This window comes from Gordonia sp. WA4-43 (genome assembly GCF_020520305.1).
GTDB classification, from domain to species: Bacteria; Actinomycetota; Actinomycetes; order Mycobacteriales; family Mycobacteriaceae; genus Gordonia; species Gordonia hongkongensis.
The window spans coordinates 480,443-498,740 of record NZ_CP084736.1; the positions used below are offsets into that span (position 1 = coordinate 480,443).

General features: G+C 67.8%; 15 protein-coding genes, 1 pseudogene and 1 riboswitch. All 16 genes and pseudogenes read left to right on the forward strand.

Annotation, left to right across the window (positions count from 1 at the left end; translation table 11 throughout):
• Positions 1 to 6: 6 nt before the first annotated feature.
• A pseudogene (locus LEL84_RS02290) lies at positions 7 to 1,261 on the forward strand (DUF222 domain-containing protein); the annotation flags it as partial.
• A 98-nt stretch (positions 1,262 to 1,359) separates the two neighbouring features.
• The gene (locus LEL84_RS02295) at positions 1,360 to 1,668 is read left to right on the forward strand and encodes a hypothetical protein (RefSeq protein WP_065632145.1); all 309 of its coding nucleotides are present in this window, start codon (positions 1,360 to 1,362) and stop codon (positions 1,666 to 1,668) included.
• Entirely contained in the window at positions 1,668 to 4,193 is a 2,526-nt protein-coding gene (locus tag LEL84_RS02300) for a hypothetical protein (RefSeq protein WP_065632146.1), read from the forward strand. Before LEL84_RS02295 ends, LEL84_RS02300 begins: the two co-directional genes overlap by 1 nt.
• An 808-nt stretch (positions 4,194 to 5,001) precedes the next feature.
• Entirely contained in the window at positions 5,002 to 5,706 is a 705-nt protein-coding gene (gene rpe / locus LEL84_RS02305; protein ID WP_058250359.1) for a ribulose-phosphate 3-epimerase, read from the forward strand.
• Positions 5,707 to 5,710: 4 nt separating this feature from the next.
• On the forward strand, positions 5,711 to 6,736 hold the full coding sequence (gene ribD / locus LEL84_RS02310; protein ID WP_226513232.1) for a bifunctional diaminohydroxyphosphoribosylaminopyrimidine deaminase/5-amino-6-(5-phosphoribosylamino)uracil reductase RibD: 1,026 nt from the start codon (positions 5,711 to 5,713) through the stop codon (positions 6,734 to 6,736).
• An 82-nt stretch (positions 6,737 to 6,818) separates the two neighbouring features.
• Positions 6,819 to 6,975, forward strand: a riboswitch (FMN riboswitch).
• A 44-nt stretch (positions 6,976 to 7,019) separates the two neighbouring features.
• The gene (locus LEL84_RS02315) at positions 7,020 to 7,658 is read left to right on the forward strand and encodes a riboflavin synthase (RefSeq protein ID WP_226513233.1); all 639 of its coding nucleotides are present in this window, start codon (positions 7,020 to 7,022) and stop codon (positions 7,656 to 7,658) included.
• 20 nt (positions 7,659 to 7,678) lie between these two features.
• Entirely contained in the window at positions 7,679 to 9,007 is a 1,329-nt protein-coding gene (locus tag LEL84_RS02320; RefSeq protein ID WP_226513234.1) for a bifunctional 3,4-dihydroxy-2-butanone-4-phosphate synthase/GTP cyclohydrolase II, read from the forward strand.
• The gene (gene ribH, locus LEL84_RS02325; protein ID WP_058250361.1) at positions 9,004 to 9,516 is read left to right on the forward strand and encodes a 6,7-dimethyl-8-ribityllumazine synthase; all 513 of its coding nucleotides are present in this window, start codon (positions 9,004 to 9,006) and stop codon (positions 9,514 to 9,516) included. The genes LEL84_RS02320 and ribH overlap by 4 nt, the downstream gene beginning before the upstream one ends.
• Positions 9,513 to 10,001 (forward strand): PH domain-containing protein, encoded by a 489-nt coding sequence (locus tag LEL84_RS02330; protein ID WP_068971584.1) that lies wholly within the window; start codon positions 9,513 to 9,515, stop codon positions 9,999 to 10,001. Before ribH ends, LEL84_RS02330 begins: the two co-directional genes overlap by 4 nt.
• Before the next feature lie 10 nt (positions 10,002 to 10,011).
• Complete coding sequence (gene uvrC, locus LEL84_RS02335; RefSeq protein WP_065632150.1) at positions 10,012 to 12,069, forward strand: excinuclease ABC subunit UvrC; 2,058 nt, start codon at positions 10,012 to 10,014, stop codon at positions 12,067 to 12,069.
• Positions 12,062 to 12,994 carry an RNase adapter RapZ gene (gene rapZ / locus LEL84_RS02340; protein ID WP_065632222.1) on the forward strand — a complete coding sequence of 311 codons (933 nt, stop codon included), beginning with the start codon at positions 12,062 to 12,064 and terminating at the stop codon, positions 12,992 to 12,994. Before uvrC ends, rapZ begins: the two co-directional genes overlap by 8 nt.
• Positions 12,991 to 14,019: a gluconeogenesis factor YvcK family protein gene (locus LEL84_RS02345; RefSeq protein ID WP_226513235.1), complete on the forward strand. Its 1,029-nt coding sequence runs from the start codon at positions 12,991 to 12,993 to the stop codon at positions 14,017 to 14,019. Before rapZ ends, LEL84_RS02345 begins: the two co-directional genes overlap by 4 nt.
• 73 nt (positions 14,020 to 14,092) lie before the next feature.
• Positions 14,093 to 15,070, forward strand: coding sequence for a DNA-binding protein WhiA (gene whiA, locus LEL84_RS02350; protein WP_174316851.1), 978 nt, complete (start codon positions 14,093 to 14,095; stop codon positions 15,068 to 15,070).
• Between the two features lie 159 nt (positions 15,071 to 15,229).
• A complete protein-coding gene (gene gap / locus LEL84_RS02355) occupies positions 15,230 to 16,249 on the forward strand; it encodes a type I glyceraldehyde-3-phosphate dehydrogenase (protein ID WP_058250365.1) in 1,020 nt (339 codons plus the stop codon).
• A gap of 33 nt (positions 16,250 to 16,282) precedes the next feature.
• Entirely contained in the window at positions 16,283 to 17,494 is a 1,212-nt protein-coding gene (locus LEL84_RS02360; RefSeq protein WP_165630119.1) for a phosphoglycerate kinase, read from the forward strand.
• Positions 17,495 to 17,497: 3 nt separating this feature from the next.
• Positions 17,498 to 18,286 carry a triose-phosphate isomerase gene (gene tpiA / locus LEL84_RS02365; RefSeq protein ID WP_226513236.1) on the forward strand — a complete coding sequence of 263 codons (789 nt, stop codon included), beginning with the start codon at positions 17,498 to 17,500 and terminating at the stop codon, positions 18,284 to 18,286.
• Positions 18,287 to 18,298 lie beyond the last annotated feature (12 nt).

Below are 18,298 nucleotides of genomic sequence, written 5' to 3' on the forward strand. Positions count from 1 at the left end.
TCGGCAATGCCCGTGGGTCTCGAGGAGGCGGAGTCGGTGGATCGGCTCACTCTTCTAGAAGAGATCAAGTCGGCATGCACGGCGGCCCAGGTGCGTCAGACCGCGAATCTACGCGCTGCGCGCAGCCGACGAAGCCGCACGGAACGTACCGGAGCGCCGGCGCGGTCGCGGACTCGCCGCCGAGATCGGTCTTGCGCGCAAGGTCTCGCCCCGAAAGGGAAGCCGGTGCCTCGGATTCGCCCGCGCCCTGGCGCACGAGATGCCCCATACGATGGCGGCACTGACTTCCGGTGTGCTCACCGAGTGGCGGGCCACGATCCTGGTACGCGAAACCGCTTATCTGACACGTGAAGCGCGTGAGGAGATCGACCGCCGGATCTGCGCCGATCCCGCAGCGCTGGTGGGGGTGTCCGACCGCGAGATCGAGGCATCGGCCAAGCGCCACGCCTACGAGTTGGAGCCCGAAGCGGTGGTGGCACGTAAATCAAAAGCCGAGGAGGACCGCCGCGTCAGTGTGCGACCCGCGCCGGATCTGATGACGCAACTGTCGGTGCTGCTGCCGATGGCGGACGGGATCGCGGTGTACGCCGCGTTGAAGAAGCACGCCGACTCAGTGGTCGGACAGGACGACCGAAATCATGCACAGGTCATGACCGACACCCTGGTCGAACGTGTCACCGGACGCGCTGTCGCAGAGCCGACACCGATCGCGCTCAATGTCGTTCTGTCCGAACGGTCCTTGTTCGGCGTAGACGATTCGGCCGCCGACGTCCACGGATACGGACCGATCCCGGCGACGGTCGCGCGGCTACTGGTGGCCGATTCGGTGTCGCCCGAGGGGGACACCGCCTCGACGATGCGGAAGTTGTACGCGAGACCGTCCGACGGCGCGTTGGTGGCGATGGAGTCACGGGCACGAGCTTTCCCAACCACCCTCGCCCAGTTCATCCGGATGCGTGACCAACGGTGCCGGACTCCCTACTGCGGTGCACCGATCGTCGAGGTCGACCACGCCACACCCCATCGGCGCCACGGCCCGACGAGCGCGGTCAACGCTGATGGAACCTGCGTCCTGCACAACCGCGCCAAGGAGGCCCCCGGTTGGTTCTACGACGTGAAGATGGTCGACGGCGTCCGCGTCATCGACGTGATCACCCCGACCGCGCGACGACACCGCAGTGTCGCTCCACCCGCGATCGGGCATCAACCGCCAGGACGCAGCGGCGTCGAAACCAGCCTGATCCAGATACTCGCAGCGGCGTCATTGTGGATGGCGAACGCACAGTCCGGTGATGCTGTACTAGGTTGTTCGTCGTGGCGGTCCGCCACGTCGTTGTCGGTGCAAACTCGGGGGTTTGTATGGCTGAGCGGTTCGGTGTCGAGGAGCTGGGTGTCATCACCGGCGTGGGCGATGCGCTTGCTCGATGCTCCTCGGAGGCGCGAGCCCTGTGGAGTGGGAGGTCCGCCTTCGACGATGCGTCGGGGGCGATGCCGGCGTCGGCCATCGGTGGTGCGTGCGCCGGCAAAGACGACACCGTCCGTTCACTGCTGGGCCGCGCGGCGGCGAGGATGGACCAGGTGTCGCAGACCTGCTACCAGGCCGCCGGTGACGTCGCTGATACCGAGGAGTCCCTGGCCAGCGGCTTCCGTGCCATCAGCGAGTTCTGATGTCGCGTCCGTCGCGTTCCGTCGTCAACGGCTGGGACCTGATGTCTCTGGATGCGGTCGCGACTGCGCTCGACGCGGCCGTGGATGACCTGAGGGATCTCACCCAGAGGATGGCCGAAGCGCCGATGAAAGCGGGTGACTCCAAAGGGTGGGTGGGGGACTCCCAGCGGGGTTGTGAGACGCGCACCGACTCCGATCGAACCGAGATCAACAAACTCGGGGCCGACATCACCCGCGCCGCCACTGCGCTCCGGGATACGTCGTCTGCGATCAGTCCGAATCGCACCACCGCACTGGTTCGAGCGCTCGGGCTGGAACGGGACGAGTTCAGCGTTGCCGACGACTGGACGGTACGAGACACCCGAGACTATGCGGCCGAGCTCAAGGGCGTGGAGGCGGGAAGTGCGACCGAGCGCTCGATTCTCGACGCTCAGGCCGCCCGAGCGGAGGAGGCGAAGACGGCGACCCTCTCGTTGCATTCCCTGGCCGATCAGATGGGCGAGGACGATCGCAACGGGGCGAGAGTTCTCGCGGCAGCCTTTGGCGATGCCGAAGGTAATGCGCCACTCGCGTCGAGCTACTCGCCCGGCCAGGCGAGCATCGATGTCCAGGCCATCATGAGTGGTAGTGCCACGAAGGAGCAGAAAGATCGGTTCTTCCGTGCGACCAGCCTGACCGCGGAACAGCGGGCCGCGTTGGCCCGCGGGGACTTCGCGGAGATTTCGAAGGAGCAGTTCGATTACCTGAAAGCGATCTACACACCGAGTTGGGGTGGCGGACCCGAGGGGCAGCCGCTGTCTCTTGATGCGCTGAAGTCGTTCGGCGACAGATACATCGGCGCAGAGCGAGAGAACCTGAAACGAGGTCTCGGCGACGGCGTCTATCTGCTGGGGAACCCGAACTTGCGGACCAGACAGACCGATTCGAATTCGATCGCCGAGGTCTTGGGGACAAATACGCCACTCGTGGCAGGAGGATTGAACCAACTCCCAGCGCCGATACGGGACCTTCTGAGTGGTCCGGCAGCGTCGAAGGCGAGCATCTCCAACGATCCGTCTGGCGTAGACGGTAGCCGGATGATCGAGGTCACCCGGCTCGGCTCTGTTGACGACTTCAACGACCTCATGGATGTCCTGGAGCACCGGTCAGAGGACTCGGGTCTCGCCTCGTACGGGTCGCAATCTGTCCAGCTCGGGAGCGACGTCGACAGGGCGATCATTGCTCGTGCGAGCGAGATTGCCGGCGGGGACGTAAACGAGCGTTACATCACCGACCGGAACGAAACCATCTCGCACCCGTCCGTCGAGAGGCTGCTCGACAGAATGCTGGGAGTCGCTGGGTCCGACCACATTGCCGTCCACGATGCGGTGGTGGGGGCCACAGGCGGCTCGCACTCGTCGATGCCGGCAGTTCACAGTCTTGATGGGGGCGAGAAGCCCTACGACCCATCGCTGGCAATGAAAGAGCTATTCCAGTTCGACTGGGCAGACAAGGCAGGACGTGAACACGACGGGATCAACCGGTTGTTCAATTGGATGCCCGAGGTCGCCAGCACCCCAGATGGTGTGTCTGCCGAGCGCATGGCCGACGGCGTCAGATCCGGTCAGATCGCGAGCGAGCTGGCAAGGATCATCGCCGAGAACAAGAGTGACTTCGAAGACATGAACGGCGGGTCCGCTTCATTGGGTGAGGTCAACCCCGAACTGACGAGAACGCTTGCGCGAGCAGTCAGTCCGTTTCTGGCCGAACTGGCCGAGGTGGACCCGACGCTGTTCGACACTCGCGGTGTAACCGCCCTCGGCGAGGCGAATCAGTTCAAGTCGTTGTTCCAAATCCTCACCTCGGACCCGGAAGCCGGGCGCGTGATGAACACAAGCGCGCTCTGGCAAGCCAATGTGCTTGAACAGGTGTTCGGTAGCGACCCAGAGCGCACTGATCTCGGGGAAAAGGTGGCTCGACTACACGGTGGAATGACCGCCGGTATGAACGCGATGCTAGACGAAGATACTGCCGACCGGCGTTATGACGCGGCGCGCGACTACGCCCTGCACGGCGCCGCGTTCGATTCCGTGAAGTCGCTCGCAACAGGTATTCCCGGGTTGAGCCCGGCTATCAAGGGTGCGATTGACATAGCGGCTCCCTCGCTCAAGCTCGATGTCACCGGCTTACCGCCGAATCCTGAGGATGTTGGTTCAGCGACTGAATTCGCTTCTTTGCGCGCTAGCTTGTACAAGAACACAGACCTGGACCTGGTGTACCGAGAGATGCTCGAGGGCTACATATCCAGTCATCCGGAGTTTCTCGAGACGGATTCGTTCCGGTCCATCTATGGATCTCAAGCCTATGATCAGGATTTTCTGGACTCAGTTGCAAAGGACGGCCTACCGCCAGGCTGGGACGGAATCGCTCTCAAATCGGTTGTTCAGGAGCTTGTCGGAGCCCGCGGCAGCTATTTCTTCACCGACTACAACAACCAACTGGCAAGGATGAACGATAAAAACTTCGCGGACGGCGCGGGCTGGTGAGGCGATCCGCGCCACCCGCTGCAGTTGGCATGGCCGTGATGATGGCCCTCGCAATCTCGTCTTGCGGTTCGAGCGACAGTCCGGATGTGGGCGTGACCACGCCCGCGCATAGCGCTGTTCGGCCACCCGGATTCGATGTCACCTTCCGCTGGGTGGGGAACGACGAGTTCGATCCACTCTCTGCTGAAGGAACCTTCGTGCGCGCGTACGTGGAGTCGTTCTACCTTGCGCGAGAGGGGCAGTCCACGAAGTGGGCGTATCCGGGGTTCGTGAACGCATCGGCACCGGGGATTGAGCAGCGAGTTCGCGCGATCCCGAGCGAAAGCGCTGAGGGCGGTCTCGTGGGGACGTCCGTATTCGTCGCGTCCAGGCGGGAGCGACTGGGTCCGCAAGACGAGATCGTTCTGTGCGAGTACGGTTACGCCTCTAGTGACAACTCAGGCGGGGCGGGAGCCTGGACCACTTACCCAAAAAGTGCAGTCCCATCCGTGATCACCTTCACTCGGTCGGGACAGGCGCCGCCCGCTCGGCAACGTGGCGCCGCTCGTGAGGCACGACTGGACGTATTCGGGGGGTGGCGAGCCGACCACTTCGAATTCGCAGCCGTCGGGCGCGACAACTCTGCGGAACTGGAGATCTGTCGAACGCACCCGGTCCCCGAAGGTGTGCTGCCTGAAGACGCGGTTAGGGGAACCGGCCCAACCCCGCGCCCGCCTGAGCCCCCGTCCCCCGGCTGGCCGGCGAACGGCGTCTGAGACGCCGGCACGCTTTCGTCCGTAGCGGAACCCGCGTCCTACACTTGTCGACCATGTGCACCGCCGGTACCGCGCCCATGATCGCCCCGTCCATCCTGTCCGCGGACTTCGCGAATCTCGCGGCCGAGGCCGCTGCGGTGGCGCAGCCGGGGGAGACCCGCGCCGACTGGCTGCACGTCGACGTGATGGACGCGCACTTCGTGCCGAACCTGACCCTCGGACTCCCGATTGTCGAGAGCCTGTTGAAGGCCACCGACATCCCGCTCGACTGCCACCTGATGATCGAGAACCCGGAGCGGTGGGCGCCGCCGTACGCCGAGGCCGGAGCGCACAACGTCACCTTCCACGCCGAGGCCACCGAGAACCCGATCGGTGTCGCCCGTGACATCCGCGCCGCCGGGGCCAAGGCGGGCCTGTCGATCAAGCCCGGTACCGCGCTCGAGCCCTACCTCGAGATCCTGCGCGACTTCGACACCTTGCTGATCATGAGCGTCGAGCCGGGCTTCGGCGGTCAGAAGTTCATCCCCGAGGTCCTCGACAAGGCCCGCGCCATCCGGAAGTTCATCGACGCCGAAGACCTGCGGCTCCTCGTCGAGATCGACGGCGGCATCAACGCCGACACCATCGAGGAGGCCGCCGAGGCCGGCATCGACTGCTTCGTCGCCGGTTCGGCCGTCTACGGCGCGGACGATCCCGGACAGGCCGTCGCCGCACTCCGCGAGTCGGCCGCCGCCGCACGGGCACAGACCCAGGCCTGAGCCGATGGACATCGCCGTCGCCATGGGACGCGCCATCAGCGCGTCCCGGGAGGCGATGGGGATCAGTTCGCCCAACCCGCCCGTCGGCGCGGTCATCCTCGCGGCCGACGGCACCGTCGCCGGCGTCGGGGCGACCCAACCACCCGGCGGGCCGCACGCCGAAGTCATGGCGCTCCGAGCCGCAGGCGAGGCCGCGCGAGGCGGCACCGCGATCGTCACCCTCGAACCGTGCAACCACATCGGCCGGACCGGCCCGTGCGCGCAGGCACTCATCGAGGCCGGGATCGCCGAAGTCCAGTACGCGGTGAGTGACCCGAACCCGGTCGCCGCCGGTGGTGCCGAGACGCTACAGGCCGCCGGGGTGCGCGTCACCGGGGGAGTTGCCGCAGAAGACGTCGAGAACGGACCACTCCGTCCGTGGCTCACCCGGCAGGATCTGGGCCGTCCGCACGTCACCGCGAAGATCGCGTCTGGTGTCGACGGCCGGATCGCAGCGCCCGACGACACCAGCCAGTGGATCACCGGCCCGCAGGCTCGCGACCACGCGCACACACAGCGCGCCCGGATCGACGCCATCGTGATCGGTACCGGCACCGCGCTGGCCGACAACCCCACGCTCACCGCGCGCACCGCCGACGGCGCACTGCACCCGCACCAGCCCGCGCGCGTGGTCCTCGGCCACCGCGACATCCCGGCCGACGCCCGGCTCCGGGATCCGGCCGGCGGACCGCTGGTCCGCATCGACTCCCACGACCCCGCCGACGTCCTCGCCGCGCTGCCCGACGCGCTGTGGGTGCTGGTCGAAGGCGGGCCACACATCCTCGGCGCGTTCTTCGCGGCGGGCCTCGTCGACGAGGTGCACGCCTACGTCGCCCCGCTGGTGCTGGGTGCCGGTCGCAGTTCGGTCGAGATCCCGGGCGTGACCACCCTCGACGACGGCCAGCGGTTCAGCACGAGATCGGTGACCCGACTCGGGGAGGACGTCCTCGTCACACTGTCGCGGCCGTCGACCACCCCGCGCGACAGCTGAGCGAGACGACATGCCCGCGACGCATTTCGCTCACCGGAATCGCAATGCGACTGACATCGCCGACCGTGCTAGCGTCGATGTCACCAGTTCTCGGGGCGGGGTGGAAATCCCCACCGGCGGTGATGAGGGTGCGGTGGATCCGCATCGTCCAGCCCGCGAGCGCCTGCCACCAGGCAGGGACAGCAGATTCGGTGCGAATCCGAAGCCGACGGTCATAGTCCGGATGCGAGAGAACAGGCGACACGAGGCCGCCCTGTCTGCTCCGAGCGAGCAGGAGGAGTGCGTGTTCACCGGAATCGTGGAAGAACTCGGCGTCATCGCCGACCGCGAGGATCTCTCCGACGCCGCCCGATTCACCGTCCGCGGGCCCGTGGTCACCGCCGACGCCGGTCACGGCGACTCCATCGCCGTCAACGGCGTGTGTCTGACGGTCGTCGACCTCCGTCCCGGTGAGTTCACCGTCGACGTGATGGGCGAGACGCTGCGCCGCAGTTCGCTGTCCGACCTCGCCGCCGGAAGCACCGTCAACCTCGAACGCGCCATGCCCGCGAACGGCCGCTTCGGCGGCCACATCGTGCAGGGACACGTCGACGGCACCGGCACGATCGCCGCGGTGAACCCGTCGGAGAACTGGACGGTCGTACGGATCGCCGTGCCGGCGACGCTCACCCGGTATCTCGTCGAGAAGGGTTCCATCACCGTGGACGGGGTGTCCCTCACCGTGTCCGCGGTCGGCGGGTCCGGCGACGACTCCTGGTTCGAGATCTCCCTGATCCCGACGACCCTCAACGAGACCAACCTCGGCGCCGCCCGACCCGGCACCGTGGTCAACCTCGAAGTCGACGTCATCGCCAAATACGTCGAGCGCCTTCACCTGGGTTCGGACACGACTGGTACTCCTGATGTAGCGGGGGCGAAATGAGCACAACGAGTGAGGTTCTGATGAGCGAGTCACCGCGCGAGGGGAACGACGCGACGGCAACCGAGGGTGGCGGCGCCGTCGCCTTCGACACGATCGAGCGCGCCATCGCCGACATCGCCGCCGGCAAGGCGGTCGTCGTGGTCGACGACGAGGATCGTGAGAACGAGGGCGACCTGATCTTCGCGGCGGAGAAGGCGACCCCCGAACTGGTGGCGTTCATGGTGCGCTACACCTCCGGCTACCTGTGTGTCCCGCTCGACGGCGACGCCTGCGACCGGCTCGGCCTGCCGCCGATGTACTCGATGAACCAGGACAAGCACGGCACCGCCTACACCGTGACCGTCGATGCCCGGGAGGGCATCGGTACCGGTATCAGCGCCGCCGACCGCGCCACCACCATGCGTCTGCTGGCCGACCCCGACGCCGCGGCCGCCGACTTCACCCGGCCCGGCCACGTCGTCCCGCTGCGAGCCAAGGAGGGCGGCGTGCTGCGTCGTCCCGGGCACACCGAGGCCGCGGTCGACCTCGCCCGCCTGGCCGACCTCGCCCCGGCCGGCGTGATCTGCGAGATCGTCAGCCAGAAGGACGTCGGCTCGATGGCGCAGACCGACGAGTTGCGTGTGTTCGCCGACGAGCACGACCTCGCACTGATCTCGATCGCCGACCTCATCGCGTGGCGCCGCCGTCACGAGAAGCACGTGGTCCGCGTCGCCGACGCCCGGATCCCCACCCGGCACGGCGACTTCCGTGCCGTCGGCTACTCCAGCGTCTACGACGACGTCGAACACGTCGCGCTCGTCAAGGGCGACATCACCGGCGAGGACGGCGAAGGCCACGACGTCCTCGTGCGGGTGCACTCGGAGTGCCTGACGGGCGACGTCTTCGGGTCGCTGCGCTGCGACTGCGGACCGCAGCTCGACGCCGCGATGGAGATGGTGGCCGACGAGGGCCGCGGGATCATCCTCTACATGCGCGGGCATGAGGGTCGCGGGATCGGGCTGTTGCACAAACTGCAGGCCTACCAGCTGCAGGACGCGGGGTCCGACACCGTCGACGCCAACCTGGAACTGGGCCTGCCCGCTGATTCGCGGGACTACGGACTCGGTGCCCAGATCCTCGTCGACCTCGGCGTACGGTCGATGCGTCTGCTGACCAACAACCCCGCCAAGCGCGTGGGGCTCGACGGATACGGTCTGCACATCGTCGACCGGGTCCCGATGCCGGTGCGCGCCAACGCCGAGAACCTGCGGTACCTGCGTACCAAGCGCGACCGGATGGGCCACGATCTGATCGGGCTCGACGATCACGTCCAGCCCACCGACGGCGCGTCCGAAGGAGCACCTGCATGAGCGGCCACGGAGAGCCGACCCTCGAACTCGCCGACGCCGGCTCGCTGCGCCTGGCGATCGTCTCGTCGCAGTGGCACGAGGTCGTCTGCGGCGCGCTCCTCGACGGCGCCATCCGGGCCGCGCGCGACAACGGCGTCGTCGACCCGACCATCGTGCAGGTGGCCGGCGCCATCGAGCTGCCCGTCATCGTGCAGGCACTGGCGCGGACGCACGACGCGGTCGTGGCGCTGGGCGTCGTGATCAAGGGTGAGACACCGCATTTCGAGTATGTGTGTGACGCGGTGACCGCCGGCCTGACACGGGTGTCGCTCGACGAGTCGACCCCGGTCGGCAACGGAGTCCTGACCGTGCTCACCGAGGACCAGGCGATCGCACGGGCCGGACTCCCGGGCTCGACGGAGGACAAGGGCGCACAGGCGACGGTCGCCGCGCTGGCGTCGGCGCTGACCCTGCGCGCGCTCGCGCGTGGCGAAACCCTCCCGGTGGCGGTCGGAGGAGCATCGGCGTGAGTCCCGCGGACACCCCGCCGACCGACTCCGCCGGCTGGGACCTGGTCTACCGGCCCCGCAACCTACCGCGGTGGGCCATCGCCGCCGCGGTCGTGGTGATGGCCATCCACATCACGTTCGGTCTACTGCTCACGATCGACGACGTCGGAGTCCGCAATCTCGGCGGTTCCGACCAGATCGCGATCATCCTCATCGGCGTGCTCATCTCGGCAGCCATCCTGCTGTTCACCCGCCCGCGACTGCGCGTCGGAGCCGCCGGCGTCGAGGTGCGCAACCTGGTGTCGGCGCGGCTCTTCGAATGGGACCGTGTTCTCGGTCTCACCTACCCGGAGCAGGGTTTCGGGGCGTGGCTGCTCTTCCCGGCCGACGAACACATCACTGTCCTGGCGGTTCAGGCCGGTGACGGTCAGCGCGCCATCGACGCGATGGGTCGATTCCGCGAGCTCGAGGAGCGCTACCGCGGGACTGTCCGGCCCGGACACTAGCCTGGAACACGTGGCCGACCCGACTACCTACCGACCCGCCCCGGGGTCCATCCCGACCGATCCCGGGGTGTACAAGTTCCGCGACGAGCATCGTCGTGTCATCTACGTGGGTAAGGCCAAGAACCTCCGGTCGAGGCTGACGTCGTACTTCGCCGACATCGCCTCGCTGCACCCCCGCACCCGTCAGATGGTGACGACGGCCGCCTCCGTCGAGTGGACGGTGGTCGGCACCGAGGTCGAGGCGCTGCAGCTCGAATACAACTGGATCAAGGAATTCGACCCGCGCTTCAACGTCCGCTACCGCGACGACAAGAGCTACCCGATGCTCGCGGTCACCCTGAACGAGGAGTACCCGCGCCTGTTCGTGTACCGGGGTCCGCGCCGGCGCGGCGTGCGCTACTTCGGTCCGTACGCGCATGCGTGGGCGATCCGCGAGACGGTCGACCTGCTGACCCGGGTCTTCCCGGCCCGGACCTGCTCGGCCGGTGTGTTCAAACGGCATCGGCAGATCGACCGCCCGTGTCTGCTCGGCTACATCGACAAGTGCTCCGCCCCCTGCGTCGGGCGGGTGGATGCCGAGGAACACCGGGAGATCGTCGAGGACTTCTGCGATTTCCTCGCGGGCCGCACCGACCTGATGATCCGCAAGATGGAACGGGACATGAACGTCGCGGCCGAGGAGCTCGACTTCGAGCGTGCCGCGCGGTTGCGTGACGACATCGGTGCGATGCGACGCGCCATGGAGAAGCAGGCGGTCGTGCTCGGCGACGGCACCACCGCCGACGTGATCGCGCTCGCCGGCGATCAGCTCGAAGTGTCGGTCCAGGTGTTCCACGTCCGCGACGGACGGGTGCGCGGCCAGCGCGGATGGGTGGTCGAGCGCAGCGACAACGGCACCGACGGCGATGTGGTGGGGGAGTTCATCACCCAGTTCTACGGCGCCCAGGTCGATTTCGACGCCACCGTCGACGTCGGGACCGATCGGGCACACGGGGAGTCGATACCCCGTGAGGTGCTGGTGCCGGAGTTGCCGTCCGACGCCGAGGAGCTCGAGGAGTGGCTGTCCGGTCTCCGCGGCAGCCGGGTGCGGTTGCGGGTGCCCCAGCGCGGCGACAAGAAGGCGCTGTTCGAGACCGTCGCCCGCAACGCCGGCGAAGCCCTTGCGCAGCACAAACTCCGACGCGCGGGCGATCTCACGACCCGATCGGCGGCGCTCACCGAACTGCAGGAGTCGCTACTGCTCGATCAGGCGCCGCTGCGCATCGAGTGCGTCGACATCTCGCACGTGCAGGGCACCGATGTGGTCGCCTCCCTCGTGGTCTTCGAAGACGGTCTGCCGCGTAAGTCCGACTATCGGCACTACTCGATCCGGCACGCCGCCGGCGAGGGCCGATCCGACGACGTCGCGTCCATCGCCGAGGTCACTCGACGCCGGTTCCTGCGCCACCGCACCGACCGCGATGCGCCGCCACCGGTGTCCGGCGAGATCAGCGCGGCGGCCGACACCACGGCGCAACCGCGGAAGTTCGCCTACCCGCCGAACCTCTTCGTCGTCGACGGCGGTGCGCCCCAGGTGCACGCCGCCGCGGCGGTCCTCGACGAACTCGGCATCACCGACGTCTCGGTGATCGGGCTCGCCAAACGCCTCGAGGAGGTGTGGGTGCCCGGCGACGACGACCCGATGATCCTGCCGCGCAACAGCCAGGCACTGTTCCTGCTGCAACGGGTGCGCGACGAGGCCCATCGGTTCGCCATCACGTTCCACCGCAGCAAGCGCAGCAAGCGCATGACCGAGTCGGTGCTCGACGGGGTCCCCGGCCTCGGCCGAACCCGCCGCACCGCGCTGGTGACCCACTTCGGTTCGGTTGCGCGCCTGCGCGAGGCATCGTTGGATGAGATATCCCAGGTGCCCGGGATCGGCCTCACCACGGCGCGTGCGGTCCAGACCGCGCTCTCCGGCGAGGTGGCGGCGCCCGACCAGACCCCGAACCCGGCCCCGATCCCGGAGCGGGCCGAGAAGGAGATGACGGTGGCGACCGGTGACGCGGGACGAGGTGCCGATGAGTGACCACACCGAAGTGCAGAGCGCGGCGATCGCCGAGGCGAACGACACCGACTTCACCGTCCTGTTCGTGACGGGGATGTCCGGCGCGGGACGCTCCACCGCGGCGAACGTGCTCGAGGACGACGGCTGGTACGTCGCCGACAACGTGCCTCCCTCGCTGATCTCGACGATGGTCGGGATGGTCCGCGAAGACGATCCGGCGATCACCCGGCTCGCCATGGTCTTGCGCGCGTCCGACGCCAACCTGGCCCATCAGCTCGAACAGCTGCGGGACCGTCTCGAAGAGTCCGGGATCCGGACCCGGCTCCTCTACCTCGACGCCAGCGACCAGGTGCTGGTTCGCCGTTTCGAGCAGGTTCGTCGCCGACATCCGTTGCAGGGCAAGGAAACCCTCGTCGAGGGGATCGCCCGCGAACGGGCGATCCTCGCCCCGATCAAGAACGTGGCCGATCTGGTGGTGGAGACGTCGGCGCTGACCGCGGCCAAACTGCGCGCGATCGTCGAGGGCGTCGCGCCGGGCGACACCGAACCGCGGCTGTCGATCGCGGTGCAGTCGTTCGGCTTCAAGTACGGTCTGCCCATCGATTCCGATCTCGTCGCCGACGTCCGCTTCCTGCCCAATCCGCACTGGATCGACGAGCTGCGCGATCACAACGGCCGGGAGGCGCCGGTCCGCGACTATGTCCTCGGCCAGCCGGACGCCGACGGATTCCTCGACCTCTACACCGGCCTGGTCTCGATCGTCGGCCGCGGTTACCTGCGGGAAGGCAAGCGCTACATGACCATCAGCGTCGGCTGCACCGGCGGCAAGCACCGCAGTGTCGCCATCGCCGAGGAACTGTCGGCTCGGTTGCGCCGCGCCGTCGACGACGCCGGCCACGCGTCCTATGACGTCCGGGTCATGCATCGTGATCTGGGGCGCGAATGAGTTCCCGGGAGCCCCGGATCGTCGCGCTCGGCGGCGGTCACGGCCTGTACGCGACGCTGACCGCGATGCGCTATCTGAGCGCCGACATCACCGCGGTGGTCACCGTCGCCGACGACGGGGGGTCGTCGGGACGGTTGCGCGCCGAACTCGGACTCATCCCGCCCGGCGACCTGCGAATGGCGCTCGCCGCCTTGATGAGTACGCCCGACGGCTTGCCGGACGCACAGTCCGCCGACGGCCCGGCGGCCCGCCGCCGGCACGAACTGTGGGCCGAGGTGCTCCAGCACCGCTTCGGCGGCCGTGGGGCGCTCGCCGGGCATCCGATCGGCAATCTGCTCCTCGCCGGACTCACCGAGGTGCTCGGCGACACCGTGGGGGCCCTCGCCGAGTTGCGGGAGATCTTCGGCATCACGGGGCACGTGCTGCCGATGTCGACCGTGCCCCTCGACATTGAGGCCGACGTGTCGGGACTCGAGGCCGATCCACGCATCAGTCGCGAGATCCGGGGACAGGTCGCGGTGGCCACCACGCCCGGCAAGGTGCGCCGCGTCCGGCTGTTGCCCGGCGACCCGCCGGCCTGCGAATCGGCGCTGACCGCAATAGAATCGGCCGACCTGCTGATGCTGGGGCCGGGCTCCTGGTTCTCGAGCGTGATCCCGCACGTGCTCGTGCCCGAACAGTTGAAGGCCTTGCAGCGCAGCAGCGCTCGCAAGGTGCTCGTGGTCAATCTGGCCCCCGAGCCGGGGGAGACCCCGGGGTTCTCGGTCGAGCGTCACCTCCATGTGCTGCACGCCCATGCGAACACCTTCCGCGTCGACCACGTCCTCGTGGACGCGTCGTCGGTGCCCGCGGGACGGGAGCGCGATCACCTCGTGCGTGCGGCCGGATTGTTCGGCGCGGAGCTGAATGTCGGAGACGTCGCGGTGCCGGGCCGGCAGGTCCATGACCCGGCGAAAGTCGCCGCCGTGGTGAACGAACTGTGCGAAGGTGAACTGACCCGTTACTCTGACCGAGCGGACGCCTGATTCGGGCGATGTCTCCGCGATTTTCACTCGAGGGACGTGTGGTCTGTTGACAGGAGGACAGGTACCGGTGGCGATGACGGCGGCGGTGAAGGACGAACTCAGTCGCCTGTCGGTGACTCAGGTGAGTTGCCGGAGAGCCGAGGTGTCCGCGCTGCTGCGTTTCGCCGGCGGCCTGCACATCGTCGCGGGTCGCGTGGTGGTCGAGGCCGAGGTGGACATGGGCAACGTGGCGCGCCGGTTGCGCCGCGAGATCCACGACCTCTACGGCTACGCCTCGGATGTCCACGTCCTGCGCGGTGGCGGGCTGCGGAAGTCGGCGCGCTACATCGTGCGGATCACCAAGGACGGCGAAGGCCTGGCACGACAGACCGGGCTGCTCGACCTGCGCGGCCGCCCGGTGCGCGGCCTGCCCGCCCAGGTCGTCGGCGGTAGTGTCGCCGACGCCGAGGCCGCCTGGCGCGGAGCATTTCTCGCGCACGGCTCGCTCACCGAACCAGGCCGGTCGTCGGCCCTGGAGGTCAGCTGTCCCGGGCCGGAGGCGGCGCTCGCCCTCGTCGGCGCGGCCCGACGCCTCGGTGTCACGGCCAAGGCCCGCGAGGTCCGCGGAGCCGACCGCGTCGTCATCCGCGACGGCGAGGCCATCGGGGCGTTGCTGACCCGGATGGGGGCCCACGACACGAGGCTCGTGTGGGAGGAACGCCGGATGCGGCGCGAGGTGCGCGCCACCGCCAACCGCCTGGCCAACTTCGACGACGCCAATCTGCGTCGATCGGCGCGTGCGGCGGTCGCCGCCGCGGCCCGCGTGGAACGCGCGCTGGACATCCTCGGCGACGAGGTGCCCGACCATCTGATCGCGGCCGGTCAGCTCCGGATCACCCACCGGCAGGCGTCGCTGGAGGAGCTCGGTCAGCTCGCCGACCCGCCGATGACCAAGGACGCCGTCGCCGGGCGCATCCGCCGCCTGCTGTCGATGGCCGACAAGAAGGCCCGCCAAGACGGCATCCCCGACACCGAATCCGCGGTGACCTCCGAGCTGCTCGACGAGGCCTGACACGGACCTGCGGTGTGCCGAGCAGAGGGTCGCCTACTAGGCTGGTGGCGACGTGGGCGGAGGCGTGACCACTCAGGTGTGCTTCGCTGACCGCTCACGCGCGGCCAGACCGGGCTTGACCACCAGGCCCGACCATGAATACCGCTAAGGAGCACAACTGTGACTGTTCGGGTAGGCGTCAACGGATTCGGCCGGATCGGCCGCAACTTCTTCCGTGCCGTCGAAGCGCAAAAAGCTTTGGGCACCACCGACATCGAGATCGTCGCGGTCAACGACCTGACCGACAACGCGACCCTCGCGCACCTGCTGAAGTTCGACTCCATCCTCGGTCGCCTGTCCGACGACGTCACCCTCGAGGGCGACGACACCATCGTCGTCGGTGAGCAGAAGATCAAGGCCCTCGAGGTCAAGGAAGGTCCGGCCGCCATCCCGTGGGGCGACCTGGGCGTCGACGTGGTCGTCGAGTCGACCGGCATCTTCACCGCCCGCGCCAAGGCTCAGGGACACCTCGATGCCGGCGCCAAGAAGGTCATCATCTCCGCCCCCGCCTCGGACGAGGACATCACCATCGTGATGGGCGTCAACGACGACAAGTACGACGGCAGCCAGAACATCATCTCGAACGCCTCGTGCACCACCAACTGCCTCGGCCCGCTGGCCAAGGTCCTCAACGACGAGTTCGGCATCGTCAAGGGCCTCATGACCACGATCCACGCCTACACCCAGGACCAGAACCTGCAGGACGGCCCGCACAAGGACCTGCGTCGCGCCCGCGCCGCCGCCATCAACATCGTGCCGACCTCGACCGGTGCCGCCAAGGCCATCGGCCTGGTGCTCCCGGAGCTGAAGGGCAAGCTCGACGGCTACGCGCTGCGTGTCCCGATCCCCACCGGTTCGGTCACCGACCTCACCGCCCAGCTGTCGAAGACCGCCACCGCCGAGCAGATCAACGCCGCGCTCAAGGCCGCTGCCGACGGTCCGCTCAAGGGCATCCTGAAGTACTACGACGCACCGATCGTCTCGTCCGACATCGTCACCGACCCGCACAGCTCGCTGTTCGACGCCGGCCTGACTAAGGTGATCGACGACCAGGCCAAGGTCGTGTCCTGGTACGACAACGAGTGGGGCTACTCCAACCGCCTCGTCGACCTCATCGGTCTCGTCGGCAAGTCGCTCTGACCCACCCCCAACGACCTTAGGAGTCAACGCCTCATGGGTGTTTCCACTCTGAAAGACCTTCTGGACGAAGGTGTTTCGGGCAGGGGTGTGCTGGTCCGGTCGGATTTCAACGTCCCGCTCGACGGGTCGACGATCACCGATCCGGGTCGCATCCTCGCGTCCCTGCCGACGCTCAACGCGCTCATCGACGCCGGTGCCAAGGTGATTATCACCGCGCACCTGGGTCGTCCGAAGGGCGAGCCGGATCCGAAGTTCTCGCTGGCACCGGTGGCCGCCCGCCTCGGTGAGGAACTCGGCCGCAACGTGCAGCTCGCCGGTGACGTTGTCGGCACCGACGCGCTGGCCCGCGCGGAAGGACTCACCGACGGCGACGTCCTGCTGCTGGAGAACATCCGCTTCGATCCGCGGGAGACCGCCAAGGACGACGCCGAGCGCGAGGCGCTCGCCAAGGCGCTGGTCGAGCTCGTCGGCGACGACGGCGCGTTCGTCTCCGACGGCTTCGGAGTGGTGCATCGCAAGCAGGCCTCGGTCTACGACGTCGCCAAGCTGCTCCCGCACTACGCGGGCGAGCTGGTGGCGGCCGAGGTCGACGTGCTGTCCAAGCTCACCGAAGAGGTGACGCGACCCTACGCCGTCGTCCTCGGCGGATCGAAGGTGTCGGACAAGCTCGGTGTCATCGAGGCGTTGGCCCCCAAGGTCGACACGCTGGTCATCGGCGGCGGTATGGCGTTCACGTTCCTTGCCGCACAAGGGCATTCGGTGGGGTCCTCGCTGCTGCAGGAAGATCAGATCGACGTCTGCAAGAGCCTGCTCGAGCGGTTCGGTGACGTCATCCACCTGCCGGTCGACGTCGTGGTGGCCGACAAGTTCGCCGCCGACGCCGAATCGGACACGGTGGCCTCGGACGCCATTCCCGACGGCTGGATGGGTCTGGACATCGGGCCGGAATCGGTGAAGCGGTTTGCCGCGGTCCTCTCCGGCGCCAAGACCATCTTCTGGAACGGCCCGTCGGGTGTGTTCGAGTTCGAGAAGTTCTCGGCGGGCACCCGCGGTGTCGCCGAGGCGATCGCCGGTGCGACGGGCAACGGTGCGTTCACCGTGGTCGGTGGCGGCGACTCGGCGGCCGCGGTCCGCACTCTGGGTCTGCCCGACTCCGATTTCTCGCACATCTCCACCGGAGGTGGCGCATCGCTGGAGTACCTCGAGGGCAAGGAACTCCCCGGACTGAAGGTTCTGGAGAGCTGATCCATGGCGACTCGTAAACCGCTCATCGCGGGCAACTGGAAGATGAATCTGAACCATCTCGAGGCCATCGCGCTGGTTCAGAAGATCGCCTTCGCCCTCCCGGCGAAGTACTTCGACAAGGTCGACGTGACGGTCATCCCGCCGTTCACCGACATCCGCAGCGTGCAGACGGTCGTCGACGGCGACAAGCTCCTGCTCACCTACGGTGCGCAAGACCTTTCGGCGCACGACTCGGGCGCCTACACCGGCGAGATCAGCGGTGCGTTCCTCGCGAAGCTCGGCTGCACCTTCGTGGTGGTCGGGCACTCCGAGCGGCGCACCCTGCACAACGAGACCGATGAGGTCGTGCTGGCCAAGACCAAGGCCGCGCTCAAGCACGAACTCACCCCGATCGTGTGCATCGGTGAGGGGCTCGACGTCCGCGAGGCCGGCGACCACGTGGCCTACAACGTGGCGCAGCTCAAGGGATCGCTCGCCGGTCTGTCCGCGGCCGAGATCGCTCAGACCGTCATCGCGTACGAGCCGGTCTGGGCGATCGGCACCGGCCGGGTGGCGAGTGCGGACGACGCCCAGGAGGTGTGCAAGGCGATCCGTGAGGCGCTGGTCGAGATCGCCGACGCCCAGACCGCGGCATCGGTGCGGATCCTCTACGGCGGATCGGTCAACGCCAAGAACGTCGGCGACATCGTCGGACGTCCCGACGTCGACGGCGCCCTGGTCGGCGGCGCATCGCTGAAGTCCGACGAGTTCGCGACGCTGTCGGCGATCGCCGCGGGTGGCCCCTTGCCCTGACGGGTCGCACCC